The sequence below is a fragment of the Streptomyces sp. NBC_01306 genome (assembly GCF_026340465.1).
GTDB lineage: Bacteria > Actinomycetota > Actinomycetes > Streptomycetales > Streptomycetaceae > Streptomyces.
This window is the reverse complement of the sequence record NZ_JAPEPC010000001.1, coordinates 2,724,314-2,739,761: the sequence shown is the minus strand read 5'-3', so window position 1 is coordinate 2,739,761 and position 15,448 is coordinate 2,724,314. Positions and strand designations below refer to the sequence as shown.

13 protein-coding genes are annotated in these 15,448 nt (G+C 69.8%); 6 read left to right on the top strand and 7 right to left on the bottom strand.

The window, feature by feature from the left end; genetic code table 11:
* Nucleotides 1-11 precede the first annotated feature (11 nt).
* The 5 genes from OG385_RS11860 (at nucleotide 12) to OG385_RS11840 (ending at nucleotide 5,626) form a co-directional block, all read left to right on the top strand.
* A complete protein-coding gene (locus OG385_RS11860) occupies nucleotides 12-1,022 on the top strand; it encodes a polyprenyl synthetase family protein (protein WP_266854366.1) in 1,011 nt (336 codons plus the stop codon).
* Between the two features lie 398 nt (nucleotides 1,023-1,420).
* On the top strand, nucleotides 1,421-2,698 hold the full coding sequence (locus OG385_RS11855; RefSeq protein WP_266854364.1) for a DUF2092 domain-containing protein: 1,278 nt from the start codon (nucleotides 1,421-1,423) through the stop codon (nucleotides 2,696-2,698).
* A 149-nt stretch (nucleotides 2,699-2,847) separates the two neighbouring features.
* Nucleotides 2,848-3,783 (top strand): ABC transporter ATP-binding protein, encoded by a 936-nt coding sequence (locus OG385_RS11850; protein WP_266854363.1) that lies wholly within the window; start codon nucleotides 2,848-2,850, stop codon nucleotides 3,781-3,783.
* Nucleotides 3,770-4,795: an ABC transporter permease gene (locus tag OG385_RS11845; RefSeq protein WP_266854362.1), complete on the top strand. Its 1,026-nt coding sequence runs from the start codon at nucleotides 3,770-3,772 to the stop codon at nucleotides 4,793-4,795. The genes OG385_RS11850 and OG385_RS11845 overlap by 14 nt, the downstream gene beginning before the upstream one ends.
* Before the next feature lie 249 nt (nucleotides 4,796-5,044).
* Nucleotides 5,045-5,626: a TetR/AcrR family transcriptional regulator gene (locus OG385_RS11840; RefSeq protein WP_266854361.1), complete on the top strand. Its 582-nt coding sequence runs from the start codon at nucleotides 5,045-5,047 to the stop codon at nucleotides 5,624-5,626.
* Between the two features lie 38 nt (nucleotides 5,627-5,664).
* Here the strand turns inward: OG385_RS11840 and rarD are convergent, their stop codons facing one another.
* A complete protein-coding gene (gene rarD / locus OG385_RS11835; RefSeq protein ID WP_266854359.1) occupies nucleotides 5,665-6,693 on the bottom strand; it encodes an EamA family transporter RarD in 1,029 nt (342 codons plus the stop codon).
* A gap of 155 nt (nucleotides 6,694-6,848) precedes the next feature.
* Entirely contained in the window at nucleotides 6,849-7,703 is an 855-nt protein-coding gene (locus tag OG385_RS11830) for an SDR family oxidoreductase (protein ID WP_266854358.1), read from the bottom strand.
* Nucleotides 7,704-7,828: 125 nt separating this feature from the next.
* On the opposite strand from OG385_RS11830, the gene OG385_RS11825 reads away from it, so the two are divergent.
* Nucleotides 7,829-8,230 (top strand): helix-turn-helix domain-containing protein, encoded by a 402-nt coding sequence (locus OG385_RS11825; protein ID WP_266854357.1) that lies wholly within the window; start codon nucleotides 7,829-7,831, stop codon nucleotides 8,228-8,230.
* A gap of 130 nt (nucleotides 8,231-8,360) precedes the next feature.
* On the opposite strand, the gene OG385_RS11820 is transcribed toward OG385_RS11825, so the two are convergent.
* From OG385_RS11820 to OG385_RS11800, 5 genes are all read right to left on the bottom strand, one after another.
* Nucleotides 8,361-9,422 (bottom strand): 2-oxoacid:ferredoxin oxidoreductase subunit beta, encoded by a 1,062-nt coding sequence (locus OG385_RS11820; protein ID WP_266854355.1) that lies wholly within the window; start codon nucleotides 9,420-9,422, stop codon nucleotides 8,361-8,363.
* The gene (locus OG385_RS11815; RefSeq protein WP_266854353.1) at nucleotides 9,415-11,439 is read right to left on the bottom strand and encodes a 2-oxoacid:acceptor oxidoreductase subunit alpha; all 2,025 of its coding nucleotides are present in this window, start codon (nucleotides 11,437-11,439) and stop codon (nucleotides 9,415-9,417) included. Before OG385_RS11815 ends, OG385_RS11820 begins: the two co-directional genes overlap by 8 nt.
* A 284-nt stretch (nucleotides 11,440-11,723) precedes the next feature.
* On the bottom strand, nucleotides 11,724-12,383 hold the full coding sequence (locus OG385_RS11810) for a response regulator transcription factor (protein WP_266860782.1): 660 nt from the start codon (nucleotides 12,381-12,383) through the stop codon (nucleotides 11,724-11,726).
* 195 nt (nucleotides 12,384-12,578) lie between these two features.
* A complete protein-coding gene (locus tag OG385_RS11805) occupies nucleotides 12,579-13,913 on the bottom strand; it encodes a sensor histidine kinase (protein ID WP_266854351.1) in 1,335 nt (444 codons plus the stop codon).
* Nucleotides 13,914-14,214: 301 nt separating this feature from the next.
* Nucleotides 14,215-15,384 carry a sensor histidine kinase gene (locus OG385_RS11800; protein ID WP_266854349.1) on the bottom strand — a complete coding sequence of 390 codons (1,170 nt, stop codon included), beginning with the start codon at nucleotides 15,382-15,384 and terminating at the stop codon, nucleotides 14,215-14,217.
* Nucleotides 15,385-15,448 lie beyond the last annotated feature (64 nt).

Below are 15,448 nucleotides of genomic sequence, written 5' to 3'. Positions count from 1 at the left end.
GAGATCCCCTCGTGACCGTCGTCGAGCCATTCGGGCTGAACGTGCGGGACCAGGCACTTGAGGCCGATGTCCAGGCCGGATTGGCGGCTGTCGAGGCCGGGCTGCTCGATGCCACCAAGAGCGAGGTCCCTTTCATCACGGAGGCCGCGCAGCATCTCGTACGGGCCGGGGGTAAGCGCTTTCGTCCGCTTCTTGTGATGCTCGCTGCCCAGTTCGGTGACCCTTATGCGCCCGGAGTCGTACCTTCTGCCGTAGTGGTCGAATTGACCCACCTGGCGACGCTTTATCACGACGACGTGATGGACGAGGCGGACGTACGCCGAGGGGTGGCCAGCGCCAACGCGCGCTGGGACAACTCGGTCGCGGTCCTGACCGGCGACTTCCTCTTCGCGCGCGCTTCGCACATCCTGGCCGACCTGGGCCCGGAGGCCGTACGTATCCAGGCGGAGGCGTTCGAACGCCTCGTCACCGGCCAGATCCTGGAGACCGCGGGCCCGCGCGACGGGCGCGACCCGGTCAGCCACTACCTCGACGTCATCGCGGGCAAGACGGGCTCCCTGATCGCCGTCTCCGGACGGTTCGGCGCGATGATGTCCGGCGCCGACGAGACCGTCGTGAACATCCTCACGCAGTACGGCGAGCGGCTCGGCACCGCGTTCCAGCTGGCCGACGACGTACTGGACATCGCGAGCGACAGCCACGAGTCCGGCAAGACCCCGGGTACGGACCTGCGTGAGGGCATTCCGACGCTGCCGGTCCTGCGGCTGCGCGCCCAGGCCGCCGAGCACGGCCGCCCGGACGATCTCGCCCTGGTCGAGCTGCTGTCGGGCGATCTGACGGACGACGCCCGGCACGCCGAGGCGCTGCGGCTGATGCGGGCGCACCCGGCCCTGGAGCAGGTCCGTCAGGACACCGTGCGGTACGCGGAGGAGGCCCGCGCCTCGCTGGCGCCGCTGCCGGAGTGCTTCGCGAAGACCGCCCTGGAGGAGCTGTGCGGCGCGGTGGTGCACCGCGTGGGGTGAGGCGGGCCGGGCAGGCCCGGTGCCTGCCGACCGCTGAGCTTCTGGCCTGCTGAACCTGCCGAGCTGTTTGTTGGGACCCGTGCCGCGTACCTCTGCGGACGGGTCCTTCTTCTCGTTGAGCCGCCCCGGCCCGCTCGTTGGGCCGCTCGCGCGGGCCGGGTCCTTCGGACGGGTGGCCCTCCCCGGACGGCTGCTTCCCCTACGGGGCCGGACGGGCTGCCGGTGCGGCCTGTCATACCGCAGTACTAGGCGGAGTTGCTCCCGGGGGCTGACGCGTACGTCCCGGGAATTTGGTGAGATGGACTGCACCACACCCCACCAATTCGGGTGAGAATGGCGGCGCGGGGTGGACGAGCGCAACCGTACGGATCGCCGCCGATCACGGAGGTAGGGCACACATGGCACCGAACGACAGTGCACAGGGCACCGGAGAGGCCGGGCCTTCCGCCGCGGGCCGCCGGAAGGCGGCACGTTATCTCCTCCCGGTCGGAGTGGCGGGGGTGGCGGCGGTGACGATCGGTCTCGTGCCGGCGCTCGCCAGCTCGGGGGACCCCAGCCTGCCGAAGATCTCGGCGCAACAGCTCATCGAGAAGATGGCCGCATCGGACACCCAGCAGCTGTCCGGCACGGTGAAGGTCAGCTCGGACCTGGGCATCCCGTCACTGGGCGGTCTGGCAGGCTCCTTGGGCGGCGGCGCGCTCGGCGGTGGCAGCGGCAGCGGTGGCAAGGACGGGTCGAGCGCGGCGCCCGACTCCAAGCTGATGGAACTGGCCTCGGGTACGCACACCCTGCGGGTGGCTGCCGACGGCCCCGACAAGCAGCGGGTGTCCATCCTGGACAACGCCGCCGAGTACAGCCTGATCCACAACGACCGCCAGGTCTGGGCGTACGACAGCAAGTCGAACGAGGTCTACCACGCGAAGACCGGCGCCTCCGCCGACGCCCGTAAGGACCGCACCGACAAGCTGCCCGCCACCCCGAAGGACTTCGCCCAGCAGGCGCTGAAGGCCGTCGGCCCGACGACCTCGGTCAGTGTCGACGGCACGGCGCAGGTGGCGGGCCGCGATGCGTACCAGCTGCTCATCAAGCCGAAGCAGTCCGGTTCCACGATCGGTGCCATCCGGGTCGCGGTGGACTCGAAGACCGGCACCCCGCTGAAGTTCACGCTCACGCCGAGCAGCGGTGGCAAGGCCGCCATCGACGTGGGATTCACCAAGGTCGACTTCGGCAGGCCCGCGGCCTCCACCTTCTCCTTCACTCCGCCCAAGGGCGCGAAGGTGACGGAGGGCGCCGCCCCGAAGGCCGGTGGGCACCTGGCTCCCAAGGCCGGTGGGCACCTGGCTCCGCAGGGCAGCCCGAAGGACCTGAAGTCCGCATCGCCCGAGGACTTCAAGGGCCTGAACATCATCGGCAAGGGCTGGACCTCGGTGGCCAGGATCGACACCGGCAGCGGCAAGGGCATCGGCGCGATGGGCGGCTCCGCGCAGAAGAGCGGTGCCCCGGTGGACGCGCAGAAGTTCCTCAGCTCGCTGGGCGACAGGGTGACGGGCTCGTTCGGCTCGGGCACCGTGTTCCACACCCGGCTGGTGAACGCGCTGATGACGGACGACGGAAAGGTCTTCGTCGGCACGGTCGACAAGGGCGCGCTGGTCAAGGCGGCCGACGCGGCCAAGTAGGAACGGTGGCGGGTCCGGACGGCTCCCAGGAGCCCGTCCGGACCCGTCCGGCTGTCAGGGGTGGCCATGGCCCCGGGGCGTAGCGCTCCGCTCTCTCCGCGCCCCGTTAGCCTGGACCGCACGGTGCGCCGAACGACGGGACCATCGCCATGCCTGAAGCCGTCATCGAAACCCATGCCCTGACCAAACGCTTCCGCGGCGGCCAACTCGCGGTGAACCGCCTGGACCTCACCGTCCCGCGCGGCAGCGTCTTCGGCTTCCTCGGGCCCAACGGCTCCGGCAAGACCACCACCATCCGGATGCTCCTCGGCCTCATCGCCCCGACCTCCGGCACCGCGAGCCTGCTCGGACAGCCGATGCCGCGCGCCGCCCACAGCGTGCTGCCGGGCGTCGGCGCGCTCATCGAGGGCCCCGCGCTGTACGGGTTCCTCTCCGGCCGCGACAATCTGCTGCGCTACGACTCCGCCGACCCGCAGGCCGACCCCCGCACCCGGCGCGCCCGCGTCGACGCCGCCCTCGAACGGGTCGGGCTCGCGCACGCCTCCACCAAGAAGGCCAAGGCGTACTCGCTCGGCATGAAGCAGCGGCTCGGCCTCGCCTCGGCCCTGCTCCAGCCGCGCGGACTGCTCGTACTGGACGAGCCGACGAACGGGCTCGACCCGCAGGGGATGCGGGAGATCAGAACCCTGGTCAGGGAACTGGCGGACGAGGGCACCACGGTCTTCCTCTCCTCCCATCTCCTGGACGAGATCGAACAGGTCTGCACCCACGCGGCCGTGATGGCCCGGGGCACGCTGCTCGCCCAGGGCCGGGTCGCGGATCTCGCGACCCGCGGCCGTCTCGCCGTGGGCACACCGGACCCGGCCGTGGCCGCCCGCGTGCTCAAGGAGCTGGGGATCACCGGCGTGGACGTGACGGGGGACCGGGTCACCGGTGACGTCCCGTCGGCCGAAACCGACGTGGCGGACCTCAACACCGCTCTCGTACGGGAAGGCGTCCGGGTCAGGTCCTTCGGCGTCGAACGGGCCTCCCTGGAGGACGCCTTCGTCGCACTCACCGGAGAGGGTTTCGATGTCGCAGGCTGAGACGGACCGGCAGGAACTGCCGCACGGACAGGCGGAGGCGCCGGACCGGACCGCGGACGGCTCACCGCAGGGACCGGCAGCACAGGGATCGGCAGCACAGGGGCCCGCGGCACAGGGATCAGCACAGGGCCCCGCGGCACAGGGACCGGCAGGGGCGCCGCGCGTCGCGCTGTATCCGCGCCGTCAGCTCGGCCTCTTCCGTTCCGAGCTGACCGTCACCTTCCGCCGCTGGCGCACCCTCGCTCTGCTCGGCGTACTGGCCGCGGTCCCGGTCCTCATCGGTATCGCCGTCAAGCTGGAGACGGACCACGGTTCGACGGCCCGCGACCCCAGCGGCAACGGCCCCGCCTTCCTCACGGACATCACCAACAACGGCCTGTTCCTGGTCTTCGCGGCGCTCGCCGCGACCCTCCCGGTCTTCCTCCCCATGGCGATCGGTGTCATCGCGGGCGATTCCGTGGCGGGCGAGGCCGGTGCGGGGACACTCCGCTATCTGCTGGTCGCCCCGGCCGGCCGGACCCGGCTGCTGCTCGCCAAGTTCGTCTGCGCCGTGGCCTTCTGCCTGGCAGCGACCCTGGTCGTGGCGGCCTCCGCGCTGGCGGTGGGGGCGCTGCTCTTCCCGCTCGGCGATGTCACGACCATCTCGGGGACCCAGGTCTCCTTCGGTGACGGTCTCGGCCGGGCGGCGCTGATCTCGGCCGTCGTCGCTGCCTCGCTCGTCGGAGTCGCGGCCGTCGGCCTGTTCGTCTCCACCCTCACCAGCAGCGGAATCGCCGCGATGGCGACGACGGTCGGCCTGGTGATCACCGTGCAGATCCTGGACGGCATCCCGCAGCTGCACGCGATCCAGCCGTATCTGTTCCCGCACTACTGGCTGTCCTTCGCGGACCTGCTGCGCGCGCCGGTCTACTGGGACGAGATCGTCAAGAACCTGGGCCTGCAGGGCCTGTACGCCGTGGTGTTCGGCTCGGCGGCCTGGGCGCGGTTCTCCACCAAGGACATCGCGGCCTGAGCAGGACAGCGGATTGAGCAGAACAGCGGCCTGAGCGGAACAGGGCAGGAGCACGGAGCAAGCCCCGGCGGAAAGAGAGCCCCCGGCGGAAAGTAACAAGGGAGGGCACGTGCCGTACCGAGAAGCCGTCCCCCGACGCGGCTCGACACGACACGTACCGTTTCCCCGCCGATATTCTCGGACGTCCACCATCCGCTGTCAAGACGCTACGTATCGTCCCCGGCTGTGACCGGTGAATACACTCAAGCGGTGAACCTCACGCCCAATCCAGCGCGCCGCAGTGAGAAATCACAGCAGGCGATTCTCGCGGCCGCTCTCGCGCTCTGTATCGAGCGGGGGTACGCCCGCGTCACGATCGAGGCGATCGCCGCCCGTGCCGGTGTGAGCAAGAAGACGATCTACCGCTGGTGGCCGTCCAAGGGCGCCCTGGTGCTCGAAGCACTGGACCACGCGGTCATCCGGACCCGCCCCTTCCCCGATACCGGCGACCTCGCCGCCGATCTCCACTCCCAGATGACCGGAGTGGTGCGGCTCCTCGCACATCCGCCGCTCGGCCCCGCGTACGCCGGGATCCTCACCGAGATCCAGTACGACGACGACCTCGCCAGGACCGTGCAGGAGGAGTTCATCGATCCGCGGGTCAAGGGCGCCACGGGCCGGCTGCGCAGCGCCCAGGAGCAGGGCGTGCTCCCCATGGACGCCGATCTCAACCTGGGGGTGGAGCTGCTCTACGGGCCGCTCTACTACCGGCACTGCCTGCGCAGACCTCCGTACGACGCGGAGGAGATCACCCGGCTGATCGCCCATGTCCTGAAGGCGCTGGGCGGCTGAGAGCGGGAAACGGAAACGCAGGGTCGGACCGGGGCCGGTCAGATGGTGGGCCCGGTGGCCGTCGGCTCACTGGCTGCCGGTCCTGCGGTGTCCGGCCCGGCGGCCTGTCCGGGCCGGTGTCCGCGCACCTGAGCCCGTGCCTGCTCCCGCTCCAGCGCCTCGGCCGTCAGCTGTACCGCGCGTGCCCGGGTGCGGTGCGCGTTCCGCAGGGCGTCCCAGGTCAGTAGCGTCAGCGCCAGCCACACCAGGGCGAAACCCGCCCACCGCTCCGGCGGCATCGCCTCGTGGAAGTACAGGATGCCCAGACCGAACTGGAAGACCGGCGCCAGGTACTGGAGCAGTCCCAGTGTCGAGAGCGGTACGCGGATCGCCGCCGCACCGAAGAGGATCAGCGGTATCGCGGTGATCAGACCCGTCGACGCGAGGAGCACTCCGTGGGCGGGGGAGCCGAAAGTGGACTCGCCACGTGCGGCGAGGAATACCAGGTACGCCAGCGCCGGCAGGAACTGCACCGCTGTCTCAGCCGCGAGCGATTCCAGACCGCCGAGATTCACCTTCTTCTTGACCAGTCCGTACGTCGCGAAGGAGAAGGCCAGCATCAGCGAGATCCACGGCGGCTTGCCGTATCCGATGGCCAGGACCAGCACGGCCACCGCGCCGGTGCCGACGGCGGCCCACTGGGCGGGCCGCAGCCGTTCACCGAGCAGCAGGACACCCATCGCGATGGTGACCAGCGGGTTGATGAAGTAGCCGAGCGAGGCCTCGACGACCTGACCGTTGTTCACGGCCCAGATGTAGCCGCCCCAGTTGACGCTGATGACCGACGCGGCGATGGCCACGAGCCCCAGCTTGCGGGGCGTACGGAGCAGCTCGCCGAGCCAGGCCCAGCGCCGCATCACCAGCAGCGCGATCAGGACGACGCCCAGGGACCACACCATGCGGTGGGCCAGGATCTCCATGGCGCCGGACGGCTTGAGCAGCGGCCAGAACATCGGGACGAGCCCCCACAGCACATACGCCGCAGCGCCGTTCAGGACCCCTGTCCGCTGCTCACTGGTGCCCTTCACGGGCCCTCCCCTGAATTCGTCCGACACCCGTCGAAGGCATGAGGCGTACGGAGTCGAAGGTAACGGGAGGAGGGCCCGGCTGTCATGCCCGTTCCGGCAAACGGTCATGACAGCCGGACGGTCATGCCGGCTCTGCGGTCATGACAGCCGTACGGTCATGCCAGCGCGGCCGCGATGGAGGTGGCGACCGGGGTGGTGGGGCGCCCTGTCAGCCGGGCCAGGTCGCCGCTCGTGGCGGCCAGCAGGCCGCGCTCGATGGCCGCGTCCACGTCCACCAGGATCGCCGCGAACGCCTCCGGGAGGCCCGCGCCGATCAGGATCTCCTGGTGTGTGGCCGCCGGGACGTTGCGGTACGCGATCTCCTTGCCGGAGGCCTTCGCGACCTCGGCCGCGTACTCGGCGAACGACCAGGCGGTGTCGCCGCTCAGCTCGTAGACCCGGTTCAGGTGGCCGTCCGACACGAGGACGGCAGCGGCGGCCGCCGCGTAGTCCGCGCGGGCGGCCGACGAGACCCGGCCGTCGCCCGCGCTGGCGACGACCGCGCCGTGTTCCAGGACCGCCGCGAGGTTCTGGGTGTAGTTCTCGCTGTACCAGCCGTTGCGCAGGAAGGTGTACGGGAGCCCGGAGTCCAGGATCAGCTGCTCGGTCACCTTGTGCTCCGCGGCCAGCTGGAAGTCGGCGTCGGGGCCGCCCAGGATGCCCGTGTACGCGAGCTGGGAGACGCCCGCCGCCTTCGCCGCGTCGATGACCGCGGTGTGCTGCGGCACGCGCCGTCCGACCTCGCTTCCGGAGATGAGGAGCACGCGCTCGCCCGGGCGGAACACCCCGTCGAGGCTCGCCGGGTCGTTGTAGTCGGCGATGCGCAGCTCGACACCGCGTGCCGCCAGGCCGGCGGCCTTCTCCTTGCTGCGGACGACGGCGGCGATCTGGTCCGCCGGGACCTTGGCGAGCAGCTCGTCGATGACGAGGCGGCCGAGGGCCCCGGTGGCTCCGGTGACGACGATGCTCATGAGGTGATGCTCCCTGGGGTTCGGGTGGTCTGTGTGGTTTGTGTGGTTCCCTGCTCTGTTCTGAAGCTCACCCTACGGTTGGTACTAACTATGGGAAAGTACCCACTTTGAAGTAAGGTACTGGTATGGACGTAAGTGAAGTGGTGGGAGATCAGGTGACGGCCCGACCTGCGGCCGACGTCAACCGGGCGATGTGTCCCTCGCGCCTGATCCTGGAGCACGTCACCAGCCGCTGGGGTGTGCTCGTCCTCGCCGCGCTCCTGGAGCGGTCGTACCGCTTCAGCGAGCTGCGCCGGCAGGTGGGCGGGGTCAGCGAGAAGATGCTCGCCCAGACGCTGCAGACACTGGAGCGGGACGGCTTCGTGGACCGCGACGCCAAACCGGTCATCCCGCCGCGCGTGGACTACTCGCTCACGCCGCTCGGCAGGGAGGCCGCCGAGCAGGTGTGGGGGCTCGCCCGGTGGACCGAGCAGCGGATCGACGAGGTGGCCACGGCCCGCGAGGCATACGACAGGGCCCGGTCCTGACACAGTAGAACCGGGCCCCGGGCGGCGCCTGTTGACGCCTGATCCGTACGCAGAACCCGTACGCAGAACCCGTACGCACATCCGTACGCGATCCGTATTCAATGCGTGCTCACCGCGTGCTCGATCGCACTCAGCCCGCGACGGTCCAGGTGTCCTTGCCGGCGAGGAGCGCCGCGAGGTCGCCCTTGCCGTGCTGTTCGACTGCCGCTTCGAGCTGGGTGCTCATGAGGGTGTCGTAGACGGGGCGTTGGGTGTCGCGGAGGACGCCGATGGGGGTGTGGTGAAGGGTGTCCGGGTCGGCGAGGCGGGAGAGGGCGAAGGCGGTGGTCGGTGACGTGGCGTGCGCGTCGTGGACCAGGATCCGTGATGCGTTCTCCGGGGTGACATCCACGACTTCGAGGTCGCCGGTGGTGTGGTCGCGGACGACGCCCTTGGGGGCTTCGGGGGTGCCGAAGCGGATGGGCTGCCCGTGTTCCAGGCGGATGACGGCCTCTTGGGCCTGTTCGCGGTCCTTGAGGGCGTCGAAGGCGCCGTCGTTGAAGATGTTGCAGTTCTGGTAGATCTCGACCAGCGCCGTTCCGGGGTGGTCGGCCGCCGCGCGCAGCACGCTCGTGAGGTGTTTGCGGTCGGAGTCGATGGTGCGTGCGACGAAGGAGGCTTCCGCGCCGATGGCCAGCGAGACGGGGTTGAACGGTGAGTCGAGGGAGCCCATCGGCGTCGACTTGGTGATCTTCCCGATCTCGGACGTCGGCGAGTACTGGCCCTTGGTCAGCCCGTAGATCCGGTTGTTGAAGAGGAGGATCTTGAGGTTGACGTTGCGGCGCAGGGCGTGGATGAGGTGGTTGCCGCCGATGGAAAGGGCGTCGCCGTCGCCCGTGACGACCCAGACGGACAGGTCGCGGCGGGAGGTGGCGAGGCCGGTGGCGATGGCGGGGGCGCGGCCGTGGATGGAGTGCATCCCGTACGTGTTCATGTAGTACGGGAAGCGGGAGGAGCAGCCGATGCCGGAGATGAAGACGATGTTCTCTTTGGCGAGGCCGAGTTCGGGCATGAAGCCCTGTACGGCGGCGAGGACGGCGTAGTCACCGCAGCCGGGGCACCAGCGGACTTCCTGGTCGGACTTGAAGTCCTTCATGGACTGCTTCGCCTCGGCCTTGGGCACCAGGTTCAGGAGTTCGTTGGTCTCAGGCATCGATGGCCTCCTTGAGTGCCGTCGCGAGCTGTTCCGCCTTGAACGGCATCCCGTTGACCTGGTTGTAGGAGACGGCGTCCACGAGGTACTTCGCCCGGATGAGGAGGGCGAGCTGGCCGAGGTTCATCTCCGGGATCACGATCTTGTCGTAACCCTTCAGGATCTCGCCGAGGTTGGCGGGGAAGGGGTTGAGGTGGCGCAGATGGGCCTGGGCGATCGGGACACCGTCCCGGCGCAGCCGGCGCACCGCCGCGGTGATCGGTCCGTAGGTCGATCCCCAGCCGAGGACCAGGGCGCGTGCGCCGTCCGGGTCGTCGACGTGCAGGTCGGGGACCTCGATCCCATCGATCTTGGCCTGGCGGGTGCGGACCATGAAGTCGTGGTTGGCGGGATCGTAGGAGATGTTCCCGGTGCCGTCCTGCTTCTCGATCCCGCCGATGCGGTGTTCGAGCCCGGGTGTGCCGGGCACCGCCCAGGGGCGGGCCAGGGTCTGCGGGTCGCGTTTGTACGGCCAGAACACATCGGTGCCGTCGGCCAGTTCGTGGTTGGGCACGGTCGCGAACCGGACGTTCAGGTCGGGGAGTTCGCTGGTCTCCGGGATGCGCCAGGGCTCGGATCCGTTGGCGAGATAGCCGTCGGAGAGCAGGAAGACCGGCGTCCGGTACGTCAGAGCGATGCGGGCGGCGTCCAGGGCGGCGTCGAAGCAGTCCGCGGGGGTCCGGGGTGCGACGACGGGGACGGGGGCCTCACCGTTGCGGCCGAACATGGCTTGGAGAAGGTCGGCCTGTTCGGTCTTGGTGGGCAGGCCGGTGGAGGGGCCGCCGCGCTGGATCGCGATGACCAGCAGGGGCAGTTCCAGTGAGACGGCCAGACCGATGGTCTCGGACTTGAGCGCCACGCCGGGGCCCGATGTGGTGGTCACCGCGAGGGACCCGCCGAAGGAGGCGCCCAGGGCCGCGCCGATCGCGGCGATCTCGTCCTCGGCCTGGAAGGTCCGCACGCCGAAGTTCTTGTGCTTCGACAGCTCGTGCAGGATGTCGGAAGCCGGAGTGATCGGGTAGGAGCCGAGGTAGAGGGGCAGGTCCGCCTGCTGGCCTGCGGCGACCAGCCCGTAGGACAGCGCCAGGTTTCCGCTGATGTTGCGGTAGGTCCCGGCCGGGAACGCGGCGGCGGCCGGCTCGACCTCGTACGAGACGGCGAAATCCTCCGTCGTCTCACCGAAGTTCCACCCGGCCCGGAACGCGGCGACGTTCGCCTCCGCGATCTCCGGCTTCTTCGCGAACTTCGTCCGCAGGAACTGTTCCGTGTTCTCCGTCGGCCGGTGGTACATCCACGACAGCAGCCCGAGCGCGAACATGTTCTTGCTGCGCTCGGCCTCCTTGCGGGAGAGCCCGAACTCCTTGAGCGCCTCGATGGTCAGCGTCGTCAGGGGTACGGGGTGGACCTGATAGGCGTCCAGGGACCCGTCGTCCAGGGGCGAGGTCAGGTAGCCGACCTTCGCCATCGGGCGCTTCGTGAACTCGTCGGTGTTCACGATGATGTCCGCGCCGCGTGGTACGTCGGCGATGTTCGCCTTGAGGGCGGCCGGGTTCATCGCGACGAGGACGTTGGGCGCGTCGCCGGGGGTGAGGATGTCGTGGTCGGCGAAGTGCAGCTGGAACGAGGAGACCCCGGGCAGGGTGCCTGCGGGCGCGCGGATCTCGGCGGGGAAGTTCGGCAGCGTCGAGAGGTCGTTCCCGAACGACGCGGTCTCCGAAGTGAACCGGTCCCCGGTGAGCTGCATCCCGTCACCCGAATCCCCCGCGAACCGGATGATCACCCGGCTCAGCCGGCGTACTTCCTTGGCGCCGGTGCTCTTCTGAGCGCTGCCCTCTTCGACCCTGCCCTCTTCGACCCTGCCCTCTTTGTCGATCAGGCCGGGGGCTTCGTTGTCGATCAGAAGGGCTCGTTGTTCCCCGACAACGGCCTCATCGGATCCGTCGGCCTGCTCGGCTGGGCTACTGACCTGGCTGGTCACTGAACTGGACCTCCCTCGGGCGGCTGCTCGGATGCGCCCGGCTGCCCGGGCACACCGGAACCCACCCTACGACGGTAAGGGTGGCCTTCCCTGGAAGGCTCATATGGTGGACGCCTTTTTGAGACATCGAATTGCCCGGATTTAGTGCCATTAAAACCGCCCCTCCCGGCCCTTCGGTGCCATCAGACGCTTGCGCTGGGTGCTCATCCTTTGGATCTAGGTCCTGCTCGGGGCCGCTCCCGCGAGACGGCTCCGACCTCGCTATCTGACAGGGTGTCAGGTAATTACGAGTTCAGATAGGTCAGCACGGCGAGCACCCGACGGTGATCCCCGTCACTCGGAGAGAGACCGAGCTTCAGGAAGATATTGCTGACGTGCTTCTCCACCGCCCCGTCGCTGACCACCAACTGCCTGGCCACCGCCGAGTTCGTACGCCCCTCCGCCATCAGCCCCAGCACCTCGCGCTCGCGCGGAGTCAGCCCGGCCAGCACGTCCTGCTTGCGGCTGCGGCCCAGCAGCTGCGCCACGACCTCGGGGTCGAGGGCGGTCCCGCCCTGCGCCACCCGGACCACGGCGTCCACGAACTCCCTGACCTCGGCGACCCGGTCCTTCAGCAGATAGCCGACGCCCCGGCTCGATCCGGCCAGCAGTTCGGTGGCGTACTGCTCCTCCACGTACTGCGACAGGACCAGCACGCCGATCCCCGGGTAGTCCTTGCGGAGCCGTACGGCAGCCCGGACCCCCTCGTCGGTGTGGGTGGGCGGCATCCGTACGTCCGCGACCACCACATCCGGCAGCGCCTCCTGCCCCGCCAGGTCCCCGATCGTCTTGATCAGCGCCTCCGCGTCACCGACACCGGCGACGACGTCGTGACCGAGGTCGGTCAACAACCGGGTCAGGCCCTCCCGCAGCAGCACTGAATCCTCGGCGATGACCACTCGCACTCTGTCCTCCACGACGCTGAAGCCCCCCACTTGGTGATATTCCTGCCTGCGCACACCAGCATCCCAGCATCGGAGGCCGAACGGGCGGGAGCCGGACTATCGGGCGGGAGCTCGGGTCACACCGGGGCGGGAGTTCGGGCTGCCGGGCGGGAGTTCGGGCTGCCGGTCGGGAGTTGCGCGCAAGCCGGGGTGCGTTCAGTCGCGCCAGGGCAGTTCGGCGGTGACGGTCGTCGGGCCTCCGGCCGGCGAGTCCACGACCAGCAGCCCGTCGACAGCGTCGAGCCGCTCCGCGAGCCCCGCAAGACCGCCGCCGCCCGTACCCGCGGCGAGGTCGCCGCCGGGCCCCGTGGCGCCGCCCAGGCCGTTGTCGGCCACCTGGAGCATGATGCGGTTCTCCACCCGCCAGACGTCCACAGACGCGCGAGTGGCCCGGGAGTGCTTGCTGACGTTCTGGAGGAGCTCCGAGACGGTGAAGTACGCGATGCCCTCGATGGCGGCGGCCGGCCTGGCCGGCAGATCCACCTCCACCTGCACCGGCACCGTGCAGCGCGAGGCGATCGAGGACAGTGCCGCGTCGAGCCCGCGGTCCGTCAGAACGGCCGGGTGGATACCGCGGGCCAGATCGCGCAGCTCCTGAAGCGCGATCTTGACCTCGCCGTGTGCCTCGTCGACCATGCGGGCCGCCGCCTCCGGGTCCGCCGTCAGCTTCTCCTTCGCCAGACCGAGGTCCATGGCGAGGGAGACCAGCCGGGCCTGTGCCCCGTCGTGCAGATCCCGTTCGATGCGGCGCAGATCCGCCGCCGCCGTGTCCACGACCACTCCGCGGTCCGACTCCAGCTCGGTGACCCGGGTGTCCAGCCGCGACGGACCGAGCAGCCCGAGCACCATCATCCGGTCGACTCCGGCCAGCCCCCGGATCACCCAGGGGGTGGCGAGGACGAAGGCCAGACCGCTCAGACTGGTCAGGGTGATCTCGAAGGGACTGTCGAGGTAGACGCTGTGCGTCGCGTCGCCGTACAGCTGGATGCCGCTCGTGTTCGAGTAGGCCGGGAAGACCCACTGCCACAGCGGGTACGTCAGCATCGACCAGGCGAACGTCCACAGCACCACCGACACCGAGAAGGCGAAGACGGCCCACGGGAAGTGCACCAGCGAGTAGAGCAGGTGGCGCCAGGACGCCCCGCTCTTCAGGACGGCACCCGCCCACGACATCATGCCGCCGGTCCTGCCCCGTGCCGGCGCCGGGTCCGCGATGTCGACCCGGAGCAGCGCCCGCGCCCTGGCCCGCTCCATCGCCCCGAAGCCCCGGCACACGCTCAGGCCCACAGCGAGCAGCGGGATGCCGATGAAGGTCACCAGCAGGCCCGCACTCAGCGAGAACATCGTGATCCCGAAGGTGAAGAGCACGATGCTGATGGGCAGCGAGAGCAGCAGATATCCGAACTCGCGCCAGGTACGCCCCTCGAACGGCGCACGCAGCACCGCTGGCACGCGGTGGTCCCGGGTGGTGATGCCGTGATCCGTGGCCATGGCGGTGTCCGTTTCTCTTCGTCTTCTCGGTGTGCGGGTTGGTCAGTTGACTGGCTGCGGGGTTGATCGGCCGCGGGGTTGGTTGGCTGCGGGCGGGCTGTCCGCCCGGCTGCCTGCCTGTGTCCCTGCCTGTCTGAGTCCCTGCCTGCCTGTATCCATGCTCCCGCCGCGGACCGCCGTCGACCATGAGGAGGGGCACCGTCTTCGACCGGGGGTTTTCCCTACCCCCGGAGTGAAGACAGTGCCCCGCAGGACAGCGTCCCTGCCGGAAGCGTCCGTTCCGGCAGGGCCCGCCCCGGCGTCAGCCGCGGTCGCGCCAGGGCAGCTCCGCCGTCACCGTGGTGGGTCCGCCGACCGGGGAGTCCAGTACGAAGAGACCGTCGACCGCGCCCAGCCGGTCGGCGAGCCCCGCCATGCCCGTACCGCCGTCGAGCCGCGCCCCGCCGCGCCCGTTGTCCTCGACGCGGATCAGCAGCCGGTCGGCCGAGCGCCACACCTCCACCGAAGCGGAGCGCGCCTGGGCGTGCTTGCTGACGTTCTGCAGGAGCTCCGAGACCGTGAAGTACGCGATGCCCTCGATCGCCTCGGCCGGCCGCTCCGCCAGATCGACACGGACCTTCACCGGGGCCGTGCACCGTGACGCGATCGAGGAGAGCGCCGCGTCGAGCCCGCGGTCCGTCAGGACCGCCGGGTGGATACCGCGGGCCAGGTCACGCAGTTCCTGCAAGGCCAGTTTGACCTCACCGTGCGCCTCGCCGACCATCACGGCCGCCGCGTCCGGATCCTCCAGGAGCTTCTCCTTGGCCAGGCCGAGCCCCATGGCGAGCGCCACCAGCCGGGCCTGCGCCCCGTCGTGGAGATCCCGTTCGATGCGGCGCAGATCCGCCGCGGCCGTGTCCACGACCACCCCGCGGTCCGACTCCAGCTCGGCGATCCGGCGCTCCAGCTCGTCGGAGGGGGAGAGGAGCCCGCGGACCATGGCCCGGTCGACGTTGGTCAGACCCCGCGCGATGAACGGCAGCACCGGCCAGAGCACGAACAGGCTGGGCAGGACCAGGGAGAACGTCAGCACGCCCCACGGCAGACGGATGAACCCGTACAGCATCGCGCGCCAGCCCACCGGGTCCTTGAGGCTCATCCACAGCCTGGTGAAGAAGCTGCCACCGCGCTTGACGAACAGCGGGCTCGGCTCCTCCACCCGGACGCCCAGCAGCCCCCGCGCCCGGGACCGCTCCCACCGGCCGAGCTGCCGCGCCCCGAGCAGCCCGAGCGCGAGCAGCGGCAGACCCACCACGGTGACGGCCAGACCGCCGCCCAGGGCAATCATGAACAGGACGTAAACAAAGCCGACGATCGCAGCCGGCAGGTTCGTCAGGAGATGGGCGATCTCCTTCCAGGTGAACCGGTCGAACGCGAAGCGCGCGGGCGGTGGCCGGTCGGAGTCGAGCCGACGGGAGTTGATCGCGGTCATGCGCCAAGAGTGCCGGGCCCCCGGGGCGGATGCCATGGGGCGGCTGGGTGGGATGAAGTAGGGA